The sequence below is a fragment of the Nocardioides dongkuii genome (genome assembly GCF_014127485.1).
GTDB lineage: Bacteria > Actinomycetota > Actinomycetes > Propionibacteriales > Nocardioidaceae > Nocardioides > Nocardioides dongkuii.
Genome location: NZ_CP059903.1, coordinates 2,735,117 through 2,759,205 on the forward strand (window position 1 = coordinate 2,735,117; position 24,089 = coordinate 2,759,205).

A 24,089-nucleotide genomic window follows, 5' to 3' on the forward strand; every position below is an offset into this window, starting at 1 on the left:
GTCACATCCGCTCGGGCGCGGAGACCCCGAGCAGCCCCAGACCGTTGGCGAGGACCGTGCGCGTCGCCTGCACGAGCAGCAGCCGGGCCCGGTGCAGGTCGGTGGTCTCCTCGTCGCCCATCGGCAGCACCCGGCAGACGTCGTAGAAGCGGTGGTAGGTGCCGGCCAGCTCCTCGAGGTAGCGCGCCACCCGGTGCGGCTCGCGCAGCTCGGCCGCGCTGGCGACGACGCGCGGGAACTCCGCGAGGGCCCGCAGCAGCAGCCCCTCCTTCTCGTGCGTGAGCAGCTCGGGGTGCGACGCGGCCTCGACGCCCAGGTCGGTGGCGTTGCGCAGCAGGCTCGCGACCCGCGCGTGGGCGTACTGGACGGTGAAGACCGGGTTGTCGTTGGACTGCCGGGTGATCTCGGCGACGTCGAGCACCAGCGGGGAGTCCGCGGGGTAGCGCGCCAGCGAGTAGCGCAGCGCGTCGACGCCGATCTCGTCGGACAGCTCCTCGAGGGTCACCATCGTCCCGGCCCGCTTGGAGAGCCGGAGCTCCTCGCCGTCGCGCAGGATCTTGACCAGCTGCCCGATCAGGACCTCGAGCGTCTGGTCCGGGTCGTCGCCGACGCACGCCGCCATCGCCCGCAGCCGCCCGACGTACCCGTGGTGGTCGGCGCCGAGCATGTAGATGCAGCGGTCGAAGCCGCGCTCGCGCTTGTTCAGGTAGTACGCCGTGTCGGAGGCGAAGTAGGTCAGCTCGCCGTCGGACTTGATCAGCACCCGGTCCTTGTCGTCGCCGAAGTCGGTGGTGCGCATCCACAGCGCGCCGCCCTCCTCGTAGACGTGGCCGAGCTCCTTGAGGTGCGCGAGCGTCTCCGGGACCGAGCCGGACTCGTGCAGCGACAGCTCCGAGAACCACACGTCGAAGTGGGTGTTGAAGGCCTCGAGCTGCTCGCGCTGCTCGGCGAGCTGCAGCTCGTAGCCCTTCGCCCGCACCGCCGCCAGCCGCTCCTCGGCGGGGAGCGCGAAGATCCCGGGGCTGGCCGCCTCGACCGCCTTGGCCAGGTCGGCGATGTAGGCGCCGGCGTACCCGCCCTCGGGCGTCGGGTCCCCGAGGCCGGCCGCGATGATCGACTCGGCGAAGTGGTTCATCTGCACGCCGCGGTCGTTGATGTAGAACTCCCGGGCGACCTCGGCGCCGGCGGCCGCGAGCACCCGGGCGACCGCGTCGCCGAGCACCGCCCAGCGGGTGTGGCCGAGGTGGAGCGGGCCGGTCGGGTTGGCAGAGATGAACTCGACGTTGATCCGCTGGCCGGCCAGCGTCCGGGTGTGGCCGTAGGAGTCCCCCGCCGCGACGATGTCGGCCGCGACCAGGCCCTGGGCGCCCGCCTCGACGCTGATGTTGAGGAAGCCGGGGCCCGCGACCTCGACGCCGGCGATCCCGTCGGCGGCGCGCAGCTGCTCGGCGAGCAGCTCGCCGAGCGCCCGCGGGTTGGTGCCGGCCTTCTTCGCCAGCTGGAGGGCCACGTTGGTGGCGTAGTCGCCGTGGCCCTTCTGCCGCGGTCGCTCCACCGTGACCTCCGCGGGGACGCCGTCGGGCAGGGCGAGGACGCCCTGCTCGACGAGGGCCGTGAGGCCGTCGACGATGGTCGTGGAGAGCTGCGCGGGAGTCACCCCACCAGCGTATCGGCGGGGACCGGTTTCCCTCGCACGGACCAGGGCAGGTACGGTTCGACCGCGCTCACTGAGCGCTTGCCTCCGTAGCTCAGGGGATAGAGCACTGGTTTCCGGTACCAGGTGTCGCAGGTTCGAATCCTGCCGGAGGCACTCCTAGATCACCGGCCGATCCACCGGTCCGGACCCACGTCACGTGGGTCCGGAGACCGCCTCAGCAGCGCTCGATCGTCGCGTCCCGGCGCGCCAGGTCGCCGTACCGCCGCGCGGTGGTCACGTTCGGCAGCACCACGCTCGCGCCGCCCACGTTGCCGATGCTCCCCGGGAGCACGCAGCCGGTGATCCTGCCCGGGTCCACCTGGGCGACGGCCTGGGCCAGCCGGAACAGCTCGGCCGGCGGCAGGTCGGTGTAGAGGTGCTCCATCACGCTCAGCACGCCGCGCTCGATGAAGCCGCTCTCGTCGGCGCGCCCCCGCACCTTCGCGTGGATGCCGCGCAGCACGATCTGCTGGTTGGCGGAGCGGTCGAAGTCGCCGCCCGCCAGGGTCTTGCGGATCCGGGCGAAGGCCATCGCGTCGTAGCCGTTGAGGTGGATCCGGCCCGCGCGGAACCCGTCGTCCTTGAGGTTCACGTCGGAGAACGGCCGCGGGTTGCGGACCTCGATGCCGCCGATGTCGTCGACCAGGTCCTCGAAGAACGGGAAGCGGGTCACGAACACGTAGTCCGGCGTGATCCCCACCAGGTCCCCGACGGTCTCGCCGAGCAGCTGCGGGCCGCCGTACGTGAGCGCGGCGTTGACCCGGCTGGAGCCGTGGCCCGGGATCGGGACCCAGGAGTCCCGCGGGATGCCGATCGTCGTCGCGGCCCCCGTGCGGGTGTCCATGCCGACCAGCTGGAGGGCGTCGCCGCGGGTGCGGTTCATCTGCTCCCCCGGGCGTGCGTCGGAGCCGACGGCCAGGATCCACACCACGTCGGGGTCGACGTCGACCCCGGCCGCGCGGTCGACCTTGACCAGCGAGACCTGCTCGGAGTGCGGCGCCGAGTCGGGCACGACCAGGGCCGCCACCCCCAGCACGCAGGCCAGCGCCACCGTGCGCAGGGCCCGGCGGACCCGCTGACGTCCCAGGTAGGTCGTCGTGCCGCTCATCGGGTGCTCCCCCTCGTGTCGTTCTTGCCGTTGGTGGCGCCCCGGGGACCGACGGTGCCCGCGGAGAGGTCGTAGCCGAAGACCCGCCAGCCGTCCTCGCCCCGGGTCAGGAACAGCCGGCCGCGCACCGACTCCCGGCGCTCGACCTCGCCGGTGGTGCGGAAGGCCAGGTGCACGCGGGCGGTGACCCCGACGGCCCGGCCGGCGACGGCCAGCACGTCGAGCCGGAGCCGGCGGCGCGTGGCGGTCACCGAGTCGACCCGCTCGCCGATGTCGGCGTTGCTCATCAGGTCGAGGTCGGCGCGCGCGTCCCGGCGCGCGCCGCGGGTGAACCCGCGGAACGCGTCGTCGAAGTCCGAGCGCGGCCAGGTGCCCCCGACGTACGCCGCGTCGATCCAGGGGTCGAGGACCTTCGTGACCTGGTCGCGGACCTGCTTCTTCCGCGGTCCGGGGAGCCTGCTGCCGCTGACCCGCCCGATCGTCGCGGTGGTCTCGACGCCGGCGGCCGCGGCCGGGGGGCTCGCGGGGGCGCCGGGCTCCTCGTCGTCGTCCCCGTCGTCGCCGCTGCAGGCGCTCGCCACGAGCGCCAGGACGAGGGCTGCCGCAGCGCTCGCACGGCTCCACCGTCGGGTCGTCGTCATGGTGCGGGGCTCCTCGGGTCGTCGGTACGATGGGCAGCGGCGCGGCGTCGTGACGTACAACGCACGACAGCCTGTCCGACTGGCGCCCCGGACCCCTGCAATTGCTGGCGTGGGGGACTAGCCTGGGGCACCGGAAACCCATCCACGCGCGCTCATCGGAAGAGGCGAAGCAAGTCGTGCCGCAGTCCCCAGGCAACCAGTCTCCTCAGCAGTCCCCCCACTCGGGTCCCCCGTCCGACGAGTTCGGTGCGAACGAGTGGCTGGTCGAGGAGATGTACGACCAGTACCAGGCCGACCCGGGGAGCGTCGATCCCACGTGGGCCGCGTTCTTCAAGTCCGGGAACGGCACCGGTGGCGCGAACGGCGCCGGCGCGTCCGCTCCCGCGAAGGCGCCGCAGGCCGCCCCGGCGGCGGAGAAGGCTCCGGAGAAGGCCGCCGAGAAGCCGGCTGCCAAGCCCGCGGCGGAGAAGAGGGCCGCGGAGCCCCCCAAGCAGGCCGCGAAGCCGGCCGCGAAGCCGGCCGCGAAGGCCGCGGAGCCCGCCGCCAAGGCCACCGCCAAGGCCACCGCCAAGGACTCCGCGAAGGACGCCGGGCCGACCGACGCCGAGCCCGCGAAGAGCGAGCCGACCTACACCGTCCTGCGCGGCGCCCCGGCGCGCACCGCCCAGAACATGGACGCCTCCCTCGAGGTGCCCACGGCGACGTCGGTGCGCTCGGTGCCCGTGAAGCTGCTCTGGGACAACCGCACCGTCATCAACAACCACCTCGCCCGCGCGCGCGGCGGCAAGGTCTCCTTCACCCACCTGATCGGCTACGCGCTGGTCAAGGCCGTGAAGTCGATGCCGGAGATGAACAACGGCTTCGAGGTCCGCGACGGCAAGCCGAACCTGGTCACCCCCGCGCACATCAACCTCGGCCTGGCGATCGACGTCCCCAAGCCCGACGGCAGCCGCCAGCTGCTCGTGCCGAGCATCAAGGGCGCCGAGGTCATGGACTTCGCGGGCTTCTGGACCGCCTACGAGGACATCGTCCGCAAGGCCCGCGACGGCAAGCTCGGTGTCACCGACTTCCAGGGCACCTCGATCTCGCTGACCAACCCCGGCGGCATCGGCACCAGCCACTCGGTCCCCCGCCTGATGAAGGGCCAGGGCGCGATCATCGGCGTCGGCGCGATGGAGTACCCGCCGGAGTGGCAGGGCGCCTCCGAGGACGCGATCGCCCGCAACGCGATCTCCAAGGTCATGACGCTGACCTCGACGTACGACCACCGGGTCATCCAGGGCGCCCAGTCGGGTGAGTTCCTCAAGCGCGTGCACCAGCTGCTGCTGGGCCAGGACGACTTCTACGACGAGATCTTCCGGTCGCTGCGGATCCCCTACGAGCCGATCCGCTGGTCCAACGACATCACCGCGTCCCACGACGACGAGATCAGCAAGCAGGCACGGATCCTCGAGCTGATCCACGCCTACCGGGTGCGCGGCCACATGATGGCCGACACCGACCCGCTGGAGTACCGCCAGCGCAGCCACCCCGACCTCGAGATCGAGTCGCACGGCCTCACGCTGTGGGACCTCGACCGTGAGTTCGCCACCGGCTCGTTCGGCGGCGAGGGCCGGCGGTTCATGAAGCTGCGCCAGATCCTCGGGATCCTGCGCGACTCCTACTGCCGCACCACCGGCATCGAGTACATGCACATCATGGACCCCGAGCAGCGCCAGTGGGTCCAGGAGCGGGTCGAGCAGCCGCACTCCAAGCCGCCCCGCGAGGAGCAGCTCCGGATCCTGCTGAAGCTCAACCAGGCCGAGGCCTTCGAGACCTTCCTGCAGACCAAGTTCGTCGGCCAGAAGCGCTTCAGCCTCGAGGGCGGCGAGACCACGGTCCCGGTGCTCGACGAGATCTGCGAGGCCGCCGCCGAGTCGGGCCTCGACGAGGTCTGCATCGGCATGGCCCACCGTGGCCGGCTCAACGTGCTCGCCAACATCGTCGGTAAGAAGTACTCGCAGATCTTCCGCGAGTTCGAGGGCAACATCGACCCGCGCACCGTGCAGGGCTCGGGCGACGTGAAGTACCACCTCGGCGCCGAGGGCGAGTTCGTCTCCGGGTCGGGTGAGACCGTCAAGGTCTCCGTGGCCGCCAACCCCTCGCACCTCGAGGCGGTCGACCCGGTCCTGGAGGGCATCGCGCGCGCCAAGCAGGACGTGCTCGACCGTGGCGCCGACTACCCGGTGCTGCCGCTGCTCGTCCACGGCGACGCGGCGTTCGCCGGCCAGGGCGTGGTCGCCGAGACGCTCAACCTCAGCCAGCTGCGCGGCTACCGCACCGGCGGCACCATCCACGTGGTCGTCAACAACCAGGTCGGCTTCACCACCTCGCCGGGGTCCTCGCGCTCCTCGCTGTACGCCACCGACGTCGCGCGGATGGTCCAGGCGCCGATCTTCCACGTGAACGGCGACGACCCCGAGGCCTGCATCCGGGTGGCACGGCTCGCGTTCGAGTACCGCCAGACGTTCAACAAGGACGTCGTCATCGACCTGGTCTGCTACCGCCGGCGCGGTCACAACGAGGGCGACGACCCGTCGTACACGCAGCCGCTGATGTACGACCTCATCGAGCAGAAGCGCTCGGTCCGCAAGCTCTACACCGAGTCCCTGATCGGCCGCGGCGACATCACCGTCGAGGAGGCCGAGCAGGTCCTGCGCGACTACCAGCAGCAGCTCGAGCGGGTCTTCACCGAGGTGCGCGAGGCCAGCACCCAGCCCTCGGAGTGGACCACGGTCCCCGACTACCCGGACAAGCCGGCGGGCGACGCGCAGACCGCCGTCCCGGTCGACTACCTCAAGCGGATGGCGGACGCCTACGTCACCCCGCCGCCGGGCTTCACCGTGCACCCCAAGGTGATGCCGCAGCTGCAGCGGCGCGCGCAGGCGATCACTGCCGGCCCGATCGACTGGGGCACCGGCGAGATCCTCGCGCTCGGCTCGCTGCTGATGGAGGGCCGGCCGGTCCGCCTGGCCGGCCAGGACTCCCGGCGCGGGACGTTCGTGTCCCGGTTCGGCACCATCATCGACCGGCTCAACGCCGACGAGTGGACGCCGCTGTCCTCGCTCACCGAGGACCAGGCCCGGTTCTACATCTACGACTCGCTGCTCTCGGAGTACGCCGCGCTCGGGTTCGAGTACGGCTACTCCGTCGCCCGCCCCGAGGCGCTGGTGCTGTGGGAGGCGCAGTTCGGCGACTTCGTCAACGGCGCGCAGACGGTGATCGACGAGTTCATCACCGCCGGCGAGAGCAAGTGGAGCCAGCAGTCGGGTGTCGTGCTGCTGCTGCCGCACGGCTACGAGGGCCAGGGCGCCGACCACTCCTCGGCACGCATCGAGCGCTTCCTCACCATGGCGGCCGACGAGGCGTTCGTGGTCGCCCAGCCCAGCACGCCGGCGTCGTACTTCCACCTGCTGCGCCAGCACTCGCTCGGGGAGAAGCACCGGCCGCTGATCGTCTTCACGCCGAAGTCGATGCTCAAGCGCAAGGAGGCCGCCTCGCAGCCCGAGGACTTCACCTCCGGGTCCTTCCGCCCGTTCATCACCGACGCGCAGGCGGACCCGGACAAGGTCGAGGTCCTGCTGCTGTGCTCGGGGCGCGTCACCTGGGACCTGATGGTGGATCGCGCCAAGCGGGAGAACGGCGAGCGGTTCGCGATCGGGCGGATCGAGCAGCTCTACCCGCGTCCGCTCGACGACATCCAGGCCGAGATCGCGCGCTACCCGCACCTCAAGGAGGTGCGCTGGGTGCAGGACGAGCCCCGCAACATGGGCCCGTGGCCGCACTACGCGCTCAACGCCTGGCCCGAGGTCGACGCCAAGGTCGTGCCGGTCACCCGGCCCGAGTCGTCGTCGCCCGCGGTCGGCACGGTCAAGCGGCACCAGGCCGAGCAGAAGGAGCTCCTCGAGCAGGCCTTCGCCTGACGGGGACGCGACAGCGGACCCGTCGGTGGTGGTCGAGCGAGCGGCACGGCCGAGCCTGCGAGGCCGTGACCCGCGTGTCGAGACCCGGTGAGCCGGGAAGCAGCGCCGGGGACGTAGACAGGAGGGCAGATGTACTTCACCGACCGCGGCATCGAGGAGCTGCAGCGACGTCGGGGCGACGAGGAGGTCACCCTGGCGTGGCTCGCCGAGCAGCTCCAGGCGTTCACCGACGCCTACCCGGAGCACGAGTCGGCCGTCGAGCGGCTGGCCACCTGGCTGGCCCGGCTCGACGATCCCGAGGACTGAGCCGGACCGGCCCCGCAGCCCGTCCGACCCGCCTAGGGTGAGCACATGACGAGCCCCGCAGACCCGGCGTACGACGTGGAGTACCCGCCGGCCCCGTGGAACATGGTGGGCCAGCTCTGGCTCTCACTGTTCCGGTTGCGGGAGCCGGTCGACGAGCTCCGGCCCGCCGGGCTCTACGGCGCCGCGTTCGTCTCCTACGAGGCGGGCAGTCCGCTGACCTACTCCGAGCTGCTCGTCGCCCGTCCGGTCCGCCCCGAGGGCGGGTCCCGGGCGGTCAGCATCACCGACATCTGGGTCGACTCCCCCGCCTCGGTGGCCGGCGGCCGTGGGCTCTGGGCGATCCCGAAGGGGCTGTGCGACTTCGCCCTGGAGTCCAGCTACCGCGGGCCGGTGACCCGCACGGAGTGGTCGACCTCGATCGAGCGGCAGCCGGTTGCGCACGCCCGCTTCACCGACGTCTCCCGCGCCACGCTGCGTACGCCGTTCCGCGGCAGCACCTGGCAGCCGCCGATCGACGACCACACCGAGCCCGCCACCGCCCAGCTGCGCGGCTCCGGCAAGGCGCTGCCGTGCCGCGGCACCTGGGAGTTCGCCCCGGACGGACCGCTCGGCTGGCTCGCCGGCCACCGGCCGCTGGCGTCGTTCCGGATGGCCGGGTTCCGGATGTCCTTCGCCTGACCGGTCGCCGGCCCGCGGTCGCGCTGGGGGGAAGATTCACCGGTCGACCGGAGGAACGGGCGCTTGACCGACGGAGTTTCATCGGTCAAGGGGAAGATTCACCGGTCGACCGGTGAATTGTCCCCACCCAGGACTCGCCTCAGTCCTCCGGGTGACCCTGCTCCAGCGACGCCCGGCGGGCGGAGTCGCGGATCTCGAAGACCTCGGTGGCGAACCCGCCCACCGCGACCGCGACGTCCCGGACGGCGGTGGTCACGATGGTGGCCACCTGTCCGGCCGCGGCGGCGGCCGCCTCCACGGTCCCCTGGACGGCGTCCTTGCGGATCTCGGCCTTGCTCAGCTGGTCCTTCATGCGTCCAGTGTCATGCGGCGGCGGGCTCCGCCACAACGGGGCCGGGCGTGCGGGTCTCCTCGGGGCGGTCGGGCAGCGCCATCCGGCAGATCTTGCGGGCCACGCTGCCGAGCTGCCTGCCGAGCGATCCGGTGTTGTACGGCAGTCCGTAGCGCTCGCAGACCTCGCGGACCTCGCCGGCGATCTGCGGGTAGCGGCGCGCCGGCAGGTCGGGGAAGAGGTGGTGCTCGATCTGGTGGGACAGGTTGCCGGTGAGGATGTGGAAGAGCTTGCCGCCGGTGATGTTGGCCGAGCCGAGCAGCTGGCGGTAGTACCAGTGGCCGCGGGTCTCGTCCTCGCACTCCTCCTGCGAGAACGTCGCCACGCCCGCGGGGAAGTGCCCGCAGAAGATGATGTTGAACGCCCAGACATTGCGGACCAGGTTGGCGGTCGCGTTGCCGGCGAAGGTCAGCGGGAACAGCGGCCCGGTCAGCGCGGGGAACAGCACGTAGTCCTTGAGCGCCTGGTGCTTGACCTTGCGCATGATGCCGGCGTGCAGCGCGGCGTTCTCGGAGACCTTGCGCTTGCCGGCGACGAGGTTCTCGACCTCGAGGTCGTGCATCGCCACGCCCCACTCGAAGAACAGCATCAGCAGCAGGGCGTAGACCGGGTTGCCGAGGTAGTAGGGGTGCCAGGGCTGGTCCTCGTCCATGCGCAGGACGCCGTACCCGATGTCGCGGTCCTTGCCGAGGATGTTGGTGTAGGTGTGGTGGATGTAGTTGTGGCTGTTCTTCCACTGCTCGCTGGGGCAGACGTTGTCCCACTCGTACATCCGGGAGTTCAGGCCCGGGTCGCCCATCCAGTCGTACTGGCCGTGCATGACGTTGTGGCCGATCTCCATGTTGTCGAGGATCTTGGAGATGCTCAGCGAGGCCACGGCCAGCGGCCAGGCCGGCGGCAGGTAGAACAGCGCGCGGCCGGCGACCTCGAAGGCGCGCTGCGCCTTGACGATGTCGCGGATGTACGTCGCGTCGGCCTCGCCGAGGTCGGCGATGATCCGCTGGCGCAGGGCGTCGAGCTCCTCGCCGAGCTGGTCGAGCTGCTCGGCGGTGAGCCGGACGGTCGGGGTGGTGTCGGTGGTGCTCATGGTTCCTCCTGGGAGTGTCAGAGGTCGACGGAGCAGTCGCCCACGGGGGCGGAGACGCAGATGCGGATGTCCTCGTCGGGCAGCGAGGACTCCTCGCCGGTCAGGACGTTGCGGACGGTGCCCTCGGTCTTGCGCGAGACGCAGGAGAAGCAGATGCCCATCCGGCAGCCCGACTCTGGCGTGAGGCCGAGGGCCTCGGCCTGGTCGAGGATCGGCGTGCCGGCGTTCGGCGCCGCCTTCCCGGACCGCTCGAAGACGACCTCGCCGCCGGCGTCGCCGGACGAGGCCCGGGGCGGGCGGAAGTACTCGGTGCGCAGCGCGTCGGACCCGTCGTACGCCGCCTGCACGGCCTTCATCAGCGGCTCGGGGCCGCACGCCCAGGTGGGGACGTCCTGGTAGCCCGGCAGCAGCCGGTGCAGGTACGCCGGGGAGAGGGCCGGGTCGCCGAGCTCGGGATGCAGCAGGTGCACGTCGATCCCGTCGCCGGAGCGGCGGATCTCGTCGAGCTCCGCGGCGTAGATCTGGTGCTCGGGGCTCTGGGCGTAGTGCAGGAAGGTGATCCGGCCGCGGTGGGTGCGGCGCTGCAGCGAGCGCAGCATCGACATCACCGGGGTGATGCCGGACCCGCCGGAGACCAGCAGGATCTGCTCGGGGACGTGGTCGGGCAGCACGAACTCCCCCTGCGCCTGCGAGAGGTGCAGGACCGTGCCGGGCTGCGCGCGCTCCGCGAGGAAGCGGGACACGACTCCCCCGGGGTTGGCCCGCAGCGTGATCGTGAACCGGTCGCCCGGGCGGGAGTCGGGGCTGGAGATCGTGAAGACCCGCGTCGTGCGCCGGGCGCCGTCGACCTCCACGCCGACCTGCACGTGCTGGCCGGCGCGGTGGCCGCGCCAGGTGGCGGTGGGCTGGAGGGTCAGCGTGGCCACGGGCGGGTGGCCCGGGACGTCGACCTCGCGGTGCACGCCGACGATGCGCGCGCGCACCTCGTGGGCGGCCCACATCGGGTTCACGAGCTCGAGGTAGCGGTCCACGCCGTGCGGGGAGGTCAGCGCGGCAAGGGCCCGCGAGCGGAGGAGGGTGCCGGCGACGCTCATGGGGCTCCTTCCGGAGATTCGGTGCACGTTCGTACACCCAACCATTGCCCCGCCGGACGCCCCGGTCAACCGGGGCGAGCCGTGATGGTGCACACATGTACACTGATAGGATCGACCGTCGTGACGGAGACCCGTGGCGAGCGCAAGGAACGCACCCGGCGTGCCATCTTGGACGCCGCCCTCTCCCTGTGCGTGGACAGCAGCCTGGTGGCGCTGTCCCTGCGCCAGGTCGCCAAGGAGGTCGGCATCGTGCCGACCGCCTTCTACCGGCACTTCGAGTCGATCGAGGCGCTCGGGCTCGCCCTGGTCGACGAGTCGTTCGTGTCCCTGCGCGCGACGCTGCGCGACATCCGCCAGGGCCGCCCGTCGTACTCCGACATCGCCGACCGCTCGGTCGACATCCTCGCCTCGCACGTGCGTCAGAACCGGGCGCACTTCTCCTTCATCGCCCGCGAGCGGACCGCGGGACCGCTGTCGGTGCGCGAGGCCATCCGGCACGAGATCGAGCTGTGCGAGCGCGAGCTGGCCACGGACCTCGCCCGGCTGCCCGGCACCGAGAGCTGGTCGGCGGAGGACCTCGCGGTGCTCTCCAACCTCATCGTGACCGCGATGGTCGCGACCGCCGAGTCCCTGGTCGACGCCGCGGCGCGCCCGGACGTGGAGAAGCACGTCATCGAGGCGACCCGCACGCAGCTGCGGATGGTGCTGGTCGGGGCCAGCAACTGGGAGTCCCGGTCCTGAGCCCCCGCCCGGCCGGCGTCAGGCGCGCGGGCCCGGCTTGATGGTCAGGTCCGGCACGGTCGCGTCCGGCGCGAGGTCCAGGACGTGCACGATCGCGTCCACGACGGTCGCCGGGTCGATCCACGCGCCGGCGTCGTACTCCCGGCCCTCCTGCGCGTGCACCCGCTCCTGCATCGGGGTGGCGGTCCGGCCCGGGTAGACGCTGCTCACGCGGACGCCGTGCGGCGCCTCCTCGGCCCGCAGCGAGTCGGCCAGGGCCCGGAGCCCGTGCTTGGCGGCGGCGTACGCCGACCAGTCGGCGTGGGCGACCAGCCCGGCGCCGGAGTTGACCATCACGACCGTGCCGCGCGCGGCCCGCAGCGCCGGCAGCGCCCGGGCGGTGAGCACCGCCGGCGCGACCAGGTTGACCGCGAGCTGCTCCTGCCAGGACGCGGCGCTGAGCTCGGCGACCGGACCGAGGTCGACGACCCCGGCCGCGTGCACCACCGAGTCGAGCCGGCCGGGCAGCGCCAGCTCCTCGAGGGCGGCGGGGTCCGCGAGGTCGGCGACCAGCACCGACGCGCCCGGGTGCGCCGCACCCAGGTCAGCCGCCCGGGCCTCCGAGCGCGCCAGCAGGACGAGCTCGTCGCCGCGGGACCGGAGCCGCTCGGCCAGCAGCGCCCCGATGCCGGACCCGGCACCGGTGACCAGGTGGCGAGCGGGGTGGCGGGCGGGGTGGCGGGCCATCAGCGCGTGAAGACGATCTTGCCGAACAGGTCGCCGCCGGCCATCGCCGCGAAGCCCTCCCGCGCGTCGGACATCGGCAGCACCCGGTCGATCAGCGGCCGCGCGCCGGAGGCGTCGAGCAGCGAGACCAGCGACGCCAGCTCGTCACGGGTGCCCATCGTCGAGCCGATGACGCTGAGCTGCAGGAAGAAGATCCGGGTCAGCTCGGCGTCGTCGAGGTCGGGCCCGGAGGTGGTGCCGGACGTGACGATCCGACCGCCGGGGCGCAGGGAGCGGATCGAGTGCGACCAGGTCGCCTTGCCCACGGTCTCCATCACCGCGTCGACCTTGACCGGCAGCCGGGCGCCGGACTCGAAGACCTCGTGGGCGCCGATCTCGAGCGCCCGGGCGCGCTTGGCCTCGTCGCGGCTGGTGGCGAGGACCCGCAGCCCGGCGGCGCGGGCCAGCGTGATGACGGCGGTGGCCACCCCGCCGCCGGCGCCCTGCACCAGGACGGTCTCCCCCGCCTTCAGGTCCCCGCGGGTGAAGAGCATCCGGTACGCCGTCAGCCAGGCCGTCGGCAGGCACGCGGCCTCCTCGAACGACAGCGACGGCGGCTTCGGGACGACGTTGCGGCGCGGCACCGCGACCTTGTCGGCGAACGTGCCCTGGTGCCGCTCGGAGAGCAGGGAGCGCCGCGGGTCGAGGGTCTCGTCACCGGTCCACGCCGGGTCGCTGACGACCGCGTGCACGACGACCTCGTTGCCGTCCTCGTCGTACCCCGCCGCGTCGCAGCCGAGGATCATCGGCAGCGCCTCCTCGCGGAGGCCGACGCCGCGCAGCGAGAACAGGTCGTGGTGGTTGAGCGAGGCGGCCTTGACGGTCACCGTCGTCCAGCCGTCGGGCACCTCGGGGTCGGGCCGCTCCCCCACCTGGAGGGCGGAGACGGGGTCGCTCTTGGAGAACCGGTCGGCGTAGACGGCGAACATGGGAAGGAACCTACCCAGCCGGTGTCAGCGGCGTGCGACGCCGTCTCGTCGGGCGGCCTCGGCGACCGCGGAGGAGACCGCGCCGGGCACCCGCGGGTCGAACGGCGAGGGGATGATCATGTCCTCCGCGAGGTCGTCGCCGACCAGGGCCGCCAGCGCCTGCGCGGCCGCGAGCTTCATGCCCTCGGTGATCGCGGAGGCGTGCGCGTCGAACGCCCCGCGGAAGATGCCCGGGAACGCCAGCACGTTGTTGATCTGGTTGGGGAAGTCCGAGCGGCCGGTCGCCACGACGCGCGCGTGCCGGTGGGCGACCTCGGGCAGCACCTCCGGGGTGGGGTTCGCGAGCCCGAAGATGATCGCGTCGGGCGCCATCGGCGCCACGTGCTCCTCGGGCACGTTGCCGCCCGAGACGCCGATGTAGACGTCGGCGCCGACGAGCACGTCGGCCAGCGACCCGGTGCGGCCGGTGAGGTCGGCGGTCATCGCCGCCAGCGCCCGCTTCACCGGGGTCAGGTCCTCGCGTGAGGAGTGCAGGACGCCTTTGCGGTCGGTGACGGCGACGTCCGTGATCCCGGCCTCGAGCAGGATCTTGGTGACCGCCACGCCGGCCGCCCCGGCGCCGCCGATCACGACGCGGGTGGTGTCGAAGCTGCGGCCGGTCAGCCGCAGGGCGTTGGTGAGCGCGGCGAGCGCCACCACGGCGGTGCCGTGCTGGTCGTCGTGGAAGACGGGGATGTCGAGCAGGGCCTTGAGCCGGTCCTCGATCTCGAAGCAGCGCGGGGCGGAGATGTCCTCGAGGTTGATCCCGCCGAAGCTCGGCGCCATCCGGACGACGGTCTCGATGATCTCCTCGACGTCGGTGGTGTCCAGGCAGATCGGGATGCCGTCGACGCCGCCGAACTGCTTGAAGAGCACCGCCTTGCCCTCCATCACCGGCATCGCCGCTGCCGGGCCGATGTCGCCGAGGCCGAGGACCGCGGTGCCGTCGGTCACCACGGCCACGGTGTTCGGCACCCAGGTGTAGTGCTGGGTCATCGCCGGGTCGGCCGCGATCGCCTCGCAGACCCGCGCCACGCCCGGCGTGTACGCCATCGAGAGCTCGTCGCGCCCGGTCAGGGCGACCGTGGAGCGCACCTCCATCTTGCCGCCGACGTGGAGGTCGAAGACCGGGTCACCCGCGTGCGGGTGCGGCAGCGGGGTGGGGCTCGGGGTCAGGTGGTCGCTCATCAGTCGGACTTTCCAGGCGCGGGGCGGACAGGGCTCGGACAGCTCGACGCGGACAGGGTGGTGCCGCGGAACCAGGAGCCGTGCGGGGCTGCGTGGGTCTCCGCAGTCTGGCACAGCGGGCATGCCCCGCCGGGGGTCGCCCGGAGGCCGACCAGGTGGCCTCCGTCACAGCAGGGGGCCCGGGCGGGGGCGGGGCCAGAGGCGTGCCCGCACCACCGCCAGGACGTCGCGCTCGGGCACCGGGCCGCGGTGCCGCGAGTCGACCCCGGCCGCCGGGTCGTCGCTCAGCAGCCACCACGCCGGGTCCCCCGCGGCCGTCGTACGCCGCTCGGTCGCGCGCTTGACCGCGAGCGTGCCGTCGGCGAACCGCGCGACCACCAGCCGTCCCGGGCGGACCGCCCCGCGGTGGTCGACCACCAGCCGGTCGCCTGCCGCGAGCGTGGGCGCCATCGAGGCGCCCGACACGCGGGCCAGCCCCAGCCGGGGCACCCGTCCCGCCAGCCGTCGGACCACTCGTGCTGCGTGCGACACGCGGAGTAGTCTCGCAGCCAGCGTGGTCGCGGCGTGAGGCGCAGCCACCTGGCTGATCCCCGAAGCGACGACGAACGACGAAGACGAGAGGACCCGCATGTTCGCGCGACTGTTCGCCCCCACGATCGAGGTTTCCGCCCACTGCGACCTGCCCTGCGGTGTCTACGACCCGGCTCAGGCCCGCCTCGAGGCCGAGTCCATCAAGGCGATCATCGCCAAGGTCGCCGACAACGACGACCCGGACTTCCGCACCCGGGCGATCCTGATCAAGGAGCAGCGCTCCGACCTGGTCAAGCACCACCTCTGGGTGCTGTGGACCGACTACTTCAAGCCCCCGCACTTCGAGAAGTACCCGCAGCTGCACACGCTGTTCAACGAGGCGACCAAGCTCGCCGGCGGTGGCGGCGGCACCAAGGCCGTCCTCGACGCCGACGTCGCCGACCAGCTGCTCGCGAAGATCGACGAGATCGCCGAGATCTTCTGGGAGACCAAGAAGGGCTGAGCCCTTCCGCAGGCCTGCGGCCTGCTGCTCCACCCTCGACGCCGTCCTGGTCCACGCGACCGGGGCGGCGTCAGTGCATTCAGGTCCGGGCGACCTGACGCGTGTAGACGACCAGGTTCGACTGGTAGCCGCCGCGACCCGCGTCGTAGTCGCCTGCGCAGGTGACCAGGTTGAGACGCCGGGCCCCGCTCGCGGCGTAGACCCGCTGGGCGGGGAACTCGGCGTTCGGGTAGAGCTCGAGGCGCAGCACCTCGAAGGCGACCTCGGAGCCGTCCGCGCGGCCGACCTCGACGACGTCGCCGCGCTCCAGGTCCTCGAGCCGGGCGAAGACCGCCGGCCCGGCGGCGGAGTCGACGTGGCCGAGGATCACCGACGAGCCGGTCACGCCCGGCGGGGGCCCGAGCTCGAACCACCCCGCCCGGTCGGCGTCCTCGGGGACCTCGACGGTGCGGTCCTCCTCCAGGCCGAGCCCCACCAGCGGCGTGGAGACACCGATGGCGGGGATGGCGAGACGGACCGGCGCTCGGACGCCGCGGGGGACGCGCTCCCCCGCGACCTGCGGATCCGTCGCCGGGAGGGCGGGGCTCGAGGTCGAACCGGGGGTCGCCGAGATGGCGTGCCCGTCACCACGTCCAGCCACCCCGACGCTCACGCAGGCGACGGCAGCGGCCGCGCAGACCGCCAGGGCGACTCCGCGCCCCAGCCGACGGGCTCCACGGTGACTCGCCATCAGTGCCGGCGGTGCGGCCGCCGGGCCTTCTTCCCGCCGAGCGCGGCGAGCCCGCCCAGGACGATCAGGCCGAGGCCGATCCACGTCCCGCCGGCCGGGCCGCCCGGGACCGTGGCGGCATCGGACGCGGCATGTCCGGTGGGCGGGTGCCCCTCGGGCACCCACGGCGGTCCGGACGGACCGTCAGGCGTGCCGGGCGTGCCCGGCGTGCCCGGCGGCGACGACGCGGGCGGTCCTCCCGGACCCGAGGGGCCCTTCGGGCTCTCCGGGTCCGCCGGGGGGATCGACGGGGTCGAGGGGTTCGACGGGGTCGAGGGGTCCGCCGGGTCCGTCGGGTCCGTCGGGTCCGCCGACGGGGTGGCCGAGGGGGGCGCCGTCGGGGAAGCCGTCGGTGTAGCCGTCGGCGTGGGCGTCGGCGTCGGCGTCGGCGTCGGCGTGGTGGTCGGGACCGGCGGGGCGGTGGCGCACGCGGGCCGGGTGATCGTGTTGGAGTCCAGGGTCACCGAGCCGTTGCGGGCCAGCAGCCGGCCGGCGATCGTCGCGCTGGTGCCCGCCGTAATGCTGGTGAGGGCCATGACGCTGCCGACGAAGGTGGTGGTCGTCCCGATCGTCGCCGAGCTGCCGACCTGCCAGAACACGTTGCACGCCTGGGCGCCGTTGGCGAGCGCGACGACGCTGCTCGACGCGGTGGTCAGGGTGGAGCCGGCATGGAAGATGAAGACCGCGGCCGGGTCCCCCTGGGCGTCGAGGGTCACGGTGCCCCTCAGCGCCAGGTCTGTCGAGGCGCGGTAGACGCCCGGGACCAGGGTCTGTCCGCCGAGGTTCTTGTCGGTCTGGTCGACCGCCGGGCCGCGTCCCGCGGCGTCGACGTACGCCGTGGTCAGGTCGTCCTGCGCCTGCCGGGCGACAGCGTCCGCGGCGTGGACGGTCCCGGCCCGCACGAGTCCGGGCGGGAAGCCCGTCACGGCCGTGCCGGGGCTGACGCCGAGGTCACCGGAGATCACCGACGGGCCGGTGTTGGACACCGACTGGCCGGCCAGCACGGCGTACGGCGTCGCGGTGCCGAGCCCCACCCCGCCCTGGGCGGCGTGGGCCGCCGGAGAGCCGGCGAACGTCGTGACCAGGACGACGATGCCGCTCACGAGCAGGGTGGCCGAGACGGAGAACAGCGTGTGCCGCGTGCGGGTCGTCGACGGGCGCGGGGGCGCGGGCGTGACGAGGCGGTGGGCACCGGGGGGCAAACGGAGCACGAGGCTCCTTCCTAGGACACCTAGATCGGAGGTCCTAGCCCGATTATCGGCCGGGGCACGGGGGGACCTGAGACCTCCTGGCCCGAACATCGCTGGAGTGAGCCCCAGGACACGTTCGGAACGCGTTCACCTGGTGCCCGCCGCGATGCCCTATGGTCACCGCAGGTCCCCACGACGAAGGACAGAGATGGCATTCACCGACTCCGACCCGCGGGCCGCGGGCGCCGACGTCGAGCTGCGGCTCCCGGCCGACGGGGCCTACGTGTCGGTGCTGCGCACCACCACCGCCGGGCTCGCTGCGCGTCTCGACTTCACCATCGACGACATCGAGGACCTGCGGATCGCCGTCGGCGAGGCCTGTGCCCTGGTGCTGCCGGAGGCCGATCCGGGCGCCACGCTGGAGTGCCACTTCCGGGTGCTGCCGGGCGAGCTCACAATCACGGTCGCGGTCAGCTCCTCCGCGCCCGCGGCCGCCGACCCCGACAGCTTCGCGTGGCAGGTGCTGACCACCCTCGCGAGCAGCGCGGCCGTCGACGCGACCGCAGGACGGTTCGCCGTCACCATGACGATGCGCTCCAGCCTCCACCTCGGCCAGCCCGACTCCGACGCCTGACATGAACGGGGCATCCCCGGAGCCGATCCCCCCAGCGGGCCCTCCTCCCTCGACCGCGGTGGAGATCACCCGACGGCGCAGCGCCGAGCTGTTCGCCGTGCTGCAGGGCGAGGCGAGCACCCAGGCCGAGCGGGACGGCTCCCGTGACGCGCTGGTCCACCTGCACCTGCCCCTGGTCGAGCACTGCGCACGGCGGTTCCGCAACCGCGGCGAGCCGTTGGAGGACCTCGTCCAGGTCGGCACCATCGGGCTGATCAAGTCCATCGACCGCTTCGACACCGAGCGCGGGGTGGAGTTCTCCACCTACGCCACGCCGACGATCATCGGCGAGATCAAGCGCTACTTCCGCGACAAGGGCTGGGCGATCCGGGTCCCCCGCCGGCTCCAGGAGCTGCGGATGCAGATCGGCACCGCGAGCGCCGAGCTGACCCAGAGCCTCGGCCGGTCGCCGACGGCGCGCGAGCTGGCCGAGAGGATCGGCTGCACGGTGGAGGAGATCGTGGAGGGCATCGAGTCCAGCAACGCCTACTCGACCCTCTCCCTCGACGCCACCGACGACTCCGACGACAGCACCGCCAGCATGCTCGACGCGATCGGGGTCGACGACCAGGGCCTCGAGCACGTCGAGATCCGCGAGTCGATCAAGCCGTTGCTCGACCGGCTGGACGCGCGGGAGAAGAAGATCCTGCTGCTCCGGTTCTTCAAGAACATGACCCAGTCGCAGATCGCGGCCGAGATCGGCGTCTCCCAGATGCACGTGTCCCGGCTGCTGAACCGCACCCTCGAGCGGCTGCGGACCTCCCTCGAGCAGGCCGACTAGCCGCCCTGCTCCTCCCGGGTCCGCTCCCCCGTCGGGTCGTCGACGAGCGCTGCCGTGCTGGCCGGGTGCAGGACGCCGGCGAGCACCGCCACCGCGACGATCGCGAGCCCGACCGCGACCAGCGTGGTGTCGCCGCCGCGGAAGCTCCACGCCACCCCGAGCAGGATCAGCTGGGCCAGCACGACCGGCGACCGCGACCAGGTGGCGAGCCGGGTCAGGCCCCAGGCGCTCAGTCCCAGGCCGGCGGCGCACACGAGGAAGAAGACGGCCGTGGAGACGCCCATGGTGACCCGGACGGCGGAGACGTTGACCAGCTCGAGCAGGGCGCTGACCAGCAGCGCCAGTGCCTCGGCGCCGGCCAGGGCGGCCGCGAGGAGGAGCGGTCGGGGCAGGTCGGTGCGCGAGGGGATCACACCTCAGAGAGTAGGCTGGTGTTCAGGGGGTACCGGAAGGTCGGTGTGTCCTCTGTGACGAACGAGACCACAGCAACCCTTGTGCCGCGCTCCGGACCTTGACAGTCTGGACTGGCGTTCGAAGATGCATCACTTCATGGTGCCCCGAGCGCCCGCAGGTTCGAGCAGACCACTGGCCTGCACGCACGTACGTACAGAGATGAGGGATTTCCCAGCCATGGATTGGCGCCACCTTTCCGCGTGCCTCGACGAGGACCCGGAACTGTTCTTCCCGATCGGAAACACCGGTCCGGCCATCCTCCAGATCGAGGAGGCCAAGCAGGTGTGCCGACGCTGCGAGGTGCGCGAGCAGTGCCTCGCGTGGGCGCTCGAGGCCGGGCAGGACCACGGTGTGTGGGGCGGCCTCAGCGAGGACGAGCGTCGCGCGCTCAAGCGCCGCAACGCCCGCGCCCGGGTCCGCACCGCCTGACGCCCCTGGGCTGCTCCACGACCACTCAGGGACTGCTCCAGGCGCCTAGTCCAGGGGTACGTCGACGACCGCGCGCGTGCCCGGCCCGTCCGGCACCGGTCCGAGCTCGAGCTGACCGCCGAGCTCGGACTCGACCAGCGTGCGCACGATCGAGAGCCCGAGGTTCGTCGACCCGTCCAGGGTGAACCCGGACGGCAGGCCGCGGCCGCCGTCGTCGACGGTGAGGTGCAGTCGCCCGACGATCCGCTCCACGCGCACCAGGATCTCCCCGGTCGACGTCTCGTCGTCGTCGTCGGCGTACCCGTGCTCGACGGCGTTCTGCAGCACCTCGGTGAGGACCATCGCCAGCGCGGTCGACGCCTCGGACGGCAGGTGCCCGAACGACCCCTCCCGCCGCACCCGGACCCGCCCGCCCATCGCGCTGACCTCGGTCACCATCGCCCCGAGCCGGTCCGCGATCTCGTCGAACGCGACCGTCTCCTCGACCGCCTGGCTCAGCGTCTCGTGCACGATCGCGATCGACCCCACCCGGCGTACCGCCTCCTCGAGCGCGGCCTTGGCCGCCTCGGAGTCGATCCGGCGGGCCTGCAGGCGCAGCAGCGCGGCGACGGTCTGCAGGTTGTTCTTCACCCGGTGGTGGATCTCGCGGATCGTGGCGTCCTTGGTCACCAGCTCGCGGTCCCGCCGGCGCAGGTCGGTGACGTCGCGGACCAGCACGAGCGCGCCGATGTGCTCGCCCTCGGGACGCAGCGGGATGCTGCGCACGATCAGCGACACCGCGTCGGAGCCGATCTCGGTGTCGCGGTGGGCGCGCCCGCCGAGCACCGCGCTCAGCGTCTCCTCGTCGGGACGCCGCCGCGGGGGCACCAGGTCGCGTGTCAGGTCTGCGAGCGCCAGGCCGGTGAGGTCGCCGGAGAGCCCGAGCCGGCGGTAGACCGACAGCGCGTTGGGGCTGGCGTAGACCACCCGGCCGCCGGCGTCGACCCGCAGGAACCCGTCGCCGACCCGCGGTGAGTCCGCGTGGTCGCTGCGCTGCCCCGGGGCCGGGAAGTGGCCGTGCGCGATCATCTGGGTCAGGTCGGCCGCGGTCTGGAGGTAGGAGAGCTCGAGGCGGCTGGGCGTGCGCACGCCGAGCAGGTTGGTGTTGCGGCCCACGACCGCGATCACCCGTCCCGCGCGGCGCACCGGGATGGTCTCGACCCGCACCGGGACGTCGTCGCGCCACTCCGGGTCGCCCTCGCGGACCAGCCGGCCCTGGCCGTACGCCGTGTCCAGCATCGGCCGGCGGCCGGCGGGCACGAAGGTGCCGACCACGTCGTCGACGTACGCCGTGGGGCCGGTCGTCGGCCGCATCTGCCCCGCCGCCCAGAAGCCGCGGCCCTCCCGGTCCGGCAGCCACAGCACCAGGTCGGCGAAGGAGAGGTCGGCGATGATCTGCCAGTCCGCCTGCAGCAGCTGGAGCCACGCGACGTCGTCGTCGTCGAGGTCGGTGTGGCTGCGCACCAGCTCGGTCATCGTCGGCACCCGGCAAGGCTAGAGGCTCCCCCACCCGCCGCCGGCAGGTCCCGAGCCATCCCGTGAGACCACCGGTCTGGACCGGACCCGGTCCCTGGCACCATGGAGCGCATGGCGGGTTCCTACTGGCAGCAGGTCCAGGCGGGTGGCCTGGCGGTGCCCGACGACCGGCCGCTCGACGACCTGACCGCCGAGCTCACCCGGATGCTGGGCGACCCCGACCCGGCGGTGCGCGACGGCCTCGCCTACCCGACCCTCTCCACCTGGATCCACCGCGGTGTGTACGACGACCTGCTGGTCGGGCTCGGCGACGGCATGGCCACCGGCCTGGCTCCCGGTCTCGGCGAGCCGGAGTCGGACGGCGTCTTCCGGCGCAGCTACTCCGCGCTGCTCCTCGGCGAGTGCCTCGCCCGCGCGAACGCCGACCCGCTGGTGCCCGTCGGGAAGGTCCTCGAGTGGGGCGACCGGCTCGCCACCTGGCTGCTGCGCGAGAACGACCTGCGCGGCTGGGTGCCCGACAAGGGCTGGGCGCGCGCGGTCGCACACGGCGCCGACGCGCTGGCCTCCCTCGCCGCCTCGCCGCACCTGGGAGCCCCCGAGCTCACCGTCGTCCTCGACGTCGTCGCCGACCGGGTGCTGCTCCCCGTCGACCGGCTGTTCACCCACGGGGAGCCGGACCGGCTCGCGGCCGCGGTCCTGGCCGTGCTGCGGCGCGACACCGTCCCGCTCGACGTGCTCGAGCCCTGGGTCGCGCGGCTCGCCGCCGGGGCCCGCACCCGCTCGTCGTACGACGGCCGCGACCCGCACCTCGCGGGCGGCAACGCGGAGACGTTCCTGCGCGCGCTGCACCTCCAGCTCGCGCTGGGGCCGCGCCCGCCCGCCGTCCGGTCCGACCTGCTGCTGGTGGTGGTCGAGGCGCTCCGGTCGACCAACCCGCACACCCTCGCGCCCTCGGGGGACACCCGCGGGTAGCCTCCGGGCATGACCGACGTCACGTCCGAGACCCTGTCCGGCCACGCCGGCGCCCTGGCGGTCGCCGTCGCCCGCGCGCACGGCGTCGAGACCATGTTCACCCTCTCCGGGGCGCACGTCTTCCCCATGTACGACGGGGCGGTGCACGCCGACCCGCCGATGCGGCTCCTCGACGTCCGCCACGAGCAGACCGCGGCGTTCGCCGCCGAGGCCACCGGCAAGCTGACCCGCGTGCCCGGCCTCGCCGTGCTGACCGCCGGTCCGGGCGTGACCAACGGCGTGAGCGCGATCGCGCAGGCGCAGTTCGCGGGCTCCCCGATGGTGGTCGTCGGCGGCCGGGCCCCCCAGAAGCGCTGGGGCAGCGGCAGCCTCCAGGAGCTCGACCAGCCGCCGATCCTGGCCCCCGTCACCAAGCTCGCCCGGACGATCCCGACCGCCGCCGAGATCCTCCCCGGCCTCGCCGAGGCGTTCACGCTGGCCGGGTCGCCGCACCGCGGCCCGGTGTTCGTGGACGTGCCGATGGACGAGCTCTTCGCCGAGTCGACCGGCCCGGCGCCGACCGGCGTACGACCCGACGGGCTCGACCCCGACCCCGACGCCCTCGACACGGTCGCGCGGCTGCTCGGCGCCGCCCGCCGCCCGGTGCTCGTGCTCGGCACCGACGTGTGGGCCGACGGCGCCGAGGAGGCCGCGCTCCGCCTGGTCGAGGGCACCTCGGTGCCGACGCTGACCAACGGGATGGGCCGCGGCGTCGTCCCCGGCGGCCACCCGCTGCTCGTCACCAAGGCGCGGGGCAAGGCGCTCAAGGAGGCCGACCTGGTCATCGTGGTCGGCACCGCGCTCGACTTCCGCCTCTCCTACGGCGTGTTCGGCGACGCGCAGGTCGTCCACGTCGCCGACTCCCCCGGCCAGGTCTCCGCGCACGCGACGCTCGCGGCGTCCGTCGCCGGCGACCTCACCGCCGCGCTCGACGGCCTGCACCGCCGGTTCTCCGGCGGGGACTGGTCGGACTGGACCACGGACCTCCAGCACACGGTGCGCGCCGCCGCGGCCCGCGACGCCCTGCTGCTCGGCGCCGAGGCCGACCCCATCCACCCGGCCCGCATCTACGGCGAGCTGGTGCCCCGCCTCGAGGCGGACGCCGTGGTCATCGGCGACGGCGGCGACTTCGTCAGCTTCGCCGGCAAGTACGTCGAGCCCAAGCGCCCCGGCGGCTGGCTCGACCCCGGCCCCTACGGCTGCCTGGGCGCCGGCCTCGGCGCGGCCATCGCGGCCCGGATCGCGCGCCCGTCCGCGCAGGTGGTGCTGCTGCTCGGCGACGGCGCCGCGGGGTTCTCGCTGATGGACGTGGACACGCTGGTGCGGCACAACCTCCCCGTGGTCATGGTGATGGGCAACAACTCCGCCTGGGGCCTGGAGAAGGGACCCATGCAGATGCTCTACGGGTACGACGTCGCCGCCGACCTCGCGCCCGGCACGGCGTACGACGGGGTCGTCCGGGCGCTCGGCGGCGCCGGCGAGACCGTGACCGACCCGCGCCAGATCGGGCCGGCGCTCGACCGGGCGTTCGCGGCGAACGTGCCGTACCTGGTCAACGTGATCACCGACGTGGACGCGGCGTACCCCCGGAGCACCTTCGGTGTCTGAGC

At 72.9% G+C, this 24,089-nt stretch carries 24 protein-coding genes and 1 tRNA gene; 11 read left to right on the plus strand and 14 right to left on the minus strand.

All coding sequences use genetic code 11. The features are described 5' to 3' along the window. Position 1: 1 nt before the first annotated feature. Positions 2-1,657 carry an arginine--tRNA ligase gene (gene argS, locus H4O22_RS13195; RefSeq protein ID WP_182523847.1) on the minus strand — a complete coding sequence of 552 codons (1,656 nt, stop codon included), beginning with the start codon at positions 1,655-1,657 and terminating at the stop codon, positions 2-4. 80 nt (positions 1,658-1,737) lie between these two features. Here argS and H4O22_RS13200 point away from each other — a divergent pair. Then, positions 1,738-1,810 (plus strand) — tRNA-Arg (locus H4O22_RS13200). 61 nt (positions 1,811-1,871) lie between these two features. Here the strand turns inward: H4O22_RS13200 and H4O22_RS13205 are convergent. Together H4O22_RS13205 and H4O22_RS13210 are read right to left on the minus strand one after the other, a co-directional pair. Then, a complete protein-coding gene (locus H4O22_RS13205) occupies positions 1,872-2,804 on the minus strand; it encodes an LCP family protein (protein WP_182523848.1) in 933 nt (310 codons plus the stop codon). Then, positions 2,801-3,445, minus strand: coding sequence for a hypothetical protein (locus tag H4O22_RS13210; RefSeq protein ID WP_182523849.1), 645 nt, complete (start codon positions 3,443-3,445; stop codon positions 2,801-2,803). Before H4O22_RS13210 ends, H4O22_RS13205 begins: the two co-directional genes overlap by 4 nt. Positions 3,446-3,621: 176 nt before the next feature. Here H4O22_RS13210 and H4O22_RS13215 point away from each other — a divergent pair, with 176 nt between their 5' ends. The 3 genes from H4O22_RS13215 to H4O22_RS13225 all read left to right on the plus strand — a co-directional run bounded on the left by H4O22_RS13215 (position 3,622) and on the right by H4O22_RS13225 (position 8,391). Further along, complete coding sequence (locus tag H4O22_RS13215) at positions 3,622-7,407, plus strand: multifunctional oxoglutarate decarboxylase/oxoglutarate dehydrogenase thiamine pyrophosphate-binding subunit/dihydrolipoyllysine-residue succinyltransferase subunit (protein WP_220451162.1); 3,786 nt, start codon at positions 3,622-3,624, stop codon at positions 7,405-7,407. A gap of 129 nt (positions 7,408-7,536) precedes the next feature. Further along, positions 7,537-7,713: a DUF6104 family protein gene (locus tag H4O22_RS13220; RefSeq protein WP_182523850.1), complete on the plus strand. Its 177-nt coding sequence runs from the start codon at positions 7,537-7,539 to the stop codon at positions 7,711-7,713. 45 nt (positions 7,714-7,758) lie between these two features. Beyond that, positions 7,759-8,391 (plus strand): acetoacetate decarboxylase family protein, encoded by a 633-nt coding sequence (locus H4O22_RS13225; RefSeq protein ID WP_182523851.1) that lies wholly within the window; start codon positions 7,759-7,761, stop codon positions 8,389-8,391. Between the two features lie 139 nt (positions 8,392-8,530). Here the strand turns inward: H4O22_RS13225 and H4O22_RS13230 are convergent, their stop codons facing one another. Genes H4O22_RS13230 through H4O22_RS13240 form a run of 3 tightly spaced genes read right to left on the minus strand, consistent with a single transcriptional unit; the run spans position 8,531 to position 10,963 of the window. Next, positions 8,531-8,743: a hypothetical protein gene (locus H4O22_RS13230; RefSeq protein ID WP_182523852.1), complete on the minus strand. Its 213-nt coding sequence runs from the start codon at positions 8,741-8,743 to the stop codon at positions 8,531-8,533. 10 nt (positions 8,744-8,753) lie between these two features. After that, positions 8,754-9,869: a fatty acid desaturase family protein gene (locus tag H4O22_RS13235; protein ID WP_182523853.1), complete on the minus strand. Its 1,116-nt coding sequence runs from the start codon at positions 9,867-9,869 to the stop codon at positions 8,754-8,756. 17 nt (positions 9,870-9,886) lie between these two features. Then, entirely contained in the window at positions 9,887-10,963 is a 1,077-nt protein-coding gene (locus H4O22_RS13240; RefSeq protein ID WP_182523854.1) for a ferredoxin reductase, read from the minus strand. A 120-nt stretch (positions 10,964-11,083) separates the two neighbouring features. Here H4O22_RS13240 and H4O22_RS13245 point away from each other — a divergent pair, with 120 nt between their 5' ends. After that, positions 11,084-11,704 (plus strand): TetR family transcriptional regulator, encoded by a 621-nt coding sequence (locus tag H4O22_RS13245; protein WP_244962965.1) that lies wholly within the window; start codon positions 11,084-11,086, stop codon positions 11,702-11,704. An 18-nt stretch (positions 11,705-11,722) separates the two neighbouring features. Here the strand turns inward: H4O22_RS13245 and H4O22_RS13250 are convergent, their stop codons facing one another. The 4 genes from H4O22_RS13250 to H4O22_RS13265 form a co-directional block, all read right to left on the minus strand. Continuing rightward, positions 11,723-12,430, minus strand: a complete 708-nt coding sequence (locus H4O22_RS13250) for an SDR family oxidoreductase (protein WP_182523855.1) — start codon at positions 12,428-12,430, stop codon at positions 11,723-11,725. Continuing rightward, complete coding sequence (locus H4O22_RS13255; RefSeq protein WP_182523856.1) at positions 12,430-13,398, minus strand: zinc-binding dehydrogenase; 969 nt, start codon at positions 13,396-13,398, stop codon at positions 12,430-12,432. The genes H4O22_RS13250 and H4O22_RS13255 overlap by 1 nt, the downstream gene beginning before the upstream one ends. Positions 13,399-13,422: 24 nt before the next feature. Next, on the minus strand, positions 13,423-14,625 hold the full coding sequence (locus tag H4O22_RS13260; protein WP_182523857.1) for an NAD(P)-dependent malic enzyme: 1,203 nt from the start codon (positions 14,623-14,625) through the stop codon (positions 13,423-13,425). A 165-nt stretch (positions 14,626-14,790) separates the two neighbouring features. Next, positions 14,791-15,156 carry a S24/S26 family peptidase gene (locus tag H4O22_RS13265; RefSeq protein WP_244962967.1) on the minus strand — a complete coding sequence of 122 codons (366 nt, stop codon included), beginning with the start codon at positions 15,154-15,156 and terminating at the stop codon, positions 14,791-14,793. A gap of 97 nt (positions 15,157-15,253) precedes the next feature. Here H4O22_RS13265 and sodN point away from each other — a divergent pair, with 97 nt between their 5' ends. Continuing rightward, positions 15,254-15,658: a superoxide dismutase, Ni gene (gene sodN, locus H4O22_RS13270; RefSeq protein ID WP_182523859.1), complete on the plus strand. Its 405-nt coding sequence runs from the start codon at positions 15,254-15,256 to the stop codon at positions 15,656-15,658. A 79-nt stretch (positions 15,659-15,737) separates the two neighbouring features. Here the strand turns inward: sodN and H4O22_RS13275 are convergent, their stop codons facing one another. Together H4O22_RS13275 and H4O22_RS13280 are read right to left on the minus strand one after the other, a co-directional pair. Beyond that, positions 15,738-16,310, minus strand: coding sequence for a class F sortase (locus H4O22_RS13275; protein ID WP_220451163.1), 573 nt, complete (start codon positions 16,308-16,310; stop codon positions 15,738-15,740). 77 nt (positions 16,311-16,387) lie between these two features. Beyond that, a complete protein-coding gene (locus tag H4O22_RS13280; RefSeq protein ID WP_220451164.1) occupies positions 16,388-17,638 on the minus strand; it encodes an ice-binding family protein in 1,251 nt (416 codons plus the stop codon). A gap of 187 nt (positions 17,639-17,825) precedes the next feature. Between H4O22_RS13280 and H4O22_RS13285 the strand changes: the two genes are divergently transcribed. Both H4O22_RS13285 and H4O22_RS13290 read left to right on the plus strand, forming a co-directional pair. After that, positions 17,826-18,251 (plus strand): ATP-binding protein, encoded by a 426-nt coding sequence (locus H4O22_RS13285; RefSeq protein WP_182523862.1) that lies wholly within the window; start codon positions 17,826-17,828, stop codon positions 18,249-18,251. 58 nt (positions 18,252-18,309) lie between these two features. Next, the gene (locus H4O22_RS13290) at positions 18,310-19,071 is read left to right on the plus strand and encodes an RNA polymerase sigma factor SigF (protein ID WP_319804072.1); all 762 of its coding nucleotides are present in this window, start codon (positions 18,310-18,312) and stop codon (positions 19,069-19,071) included. Here H4O22_RS13290 and H4O22_RS13295 read toward each other — a convergent pair. Continuing rightward, positions 19,068-19,484 (minus strand): hypothetical protein, encoded by a 417-nt coding sequence (locus H4O22_RS13295; protein WP_182523864.1) that lies wholly within the window; start codon positions 19,482-19,484, stop codon positions 19,068-19,070. The genes H4O22_RS13290 and H4O22_RS13295 overlap by 4 nt on opposite strands. 217 nt (positions 19,485-19,701) lie before the next feature. Here H4O22_RS13295 and H4O22_RS13300 point away from each other — a divergent pair, with 217 nt between their 5' ends. After that, positions 19,702-19,953 (plus strand): WhiB family transcriptional regulator, encoded by a 252-nt coding sequence (locus tag H4O22_RS13300; RefSeq protein ID WP_182523865.1) that lies wholly within the window; start codon positions 19,702-19,704, stop codon positions 19,951-19,953. Between the two features lie 45 nt (positions 19,954-19,998). On the opposite strand, the gene H4O22_RS13305 is transcribed toward H4O22_RS13300, so the two are convergent. Then, entirely contained in the window at positions 19,999-21,468 is a 1,470-nt protein-coding gene (locus tag H4O22_RS13305) for a histidine kinase N-terminal domain-containing protein (RefSeq protein WP_227465579.1), read from the minus strand. A gap of 111 nt (positions 21,469-21,579) precedes the next feature. Between H4O22_RS13305 and H4O22_RS13310 the strand changes: the two genes are divergently transcribed. Together H4O22_RS13310 and H4O22_RS13315 are read left to right on the plus strand one after the other, a co-directional pair. Beyond that, the gene (locus tag H4O22_RS13310) at positions 21,580-22,440 is read left to right on the plus strand and encodes a DUF2785 domain-containing protein (protein ID WP_182523867.1); all 861 of its coding nucleotides are present in this window, start codon (positions 21,580-21,582) and stop codon (positions 22,438-22,440) included. Positions 22,441-22,449: 9 nt separating this feature from the next. Beyond that, positions 22,450-24,087, plus strand: coding sequence for an acetolactate synthase (locus H4O22_RS13315; protein WP_182523868.1), 1,638 nt, complete (start codon positions 22,450-22,452; stop codon positions 24,085-24,087). Positions 24,088-24,089 lie beyond the last annotated feature (2 nt).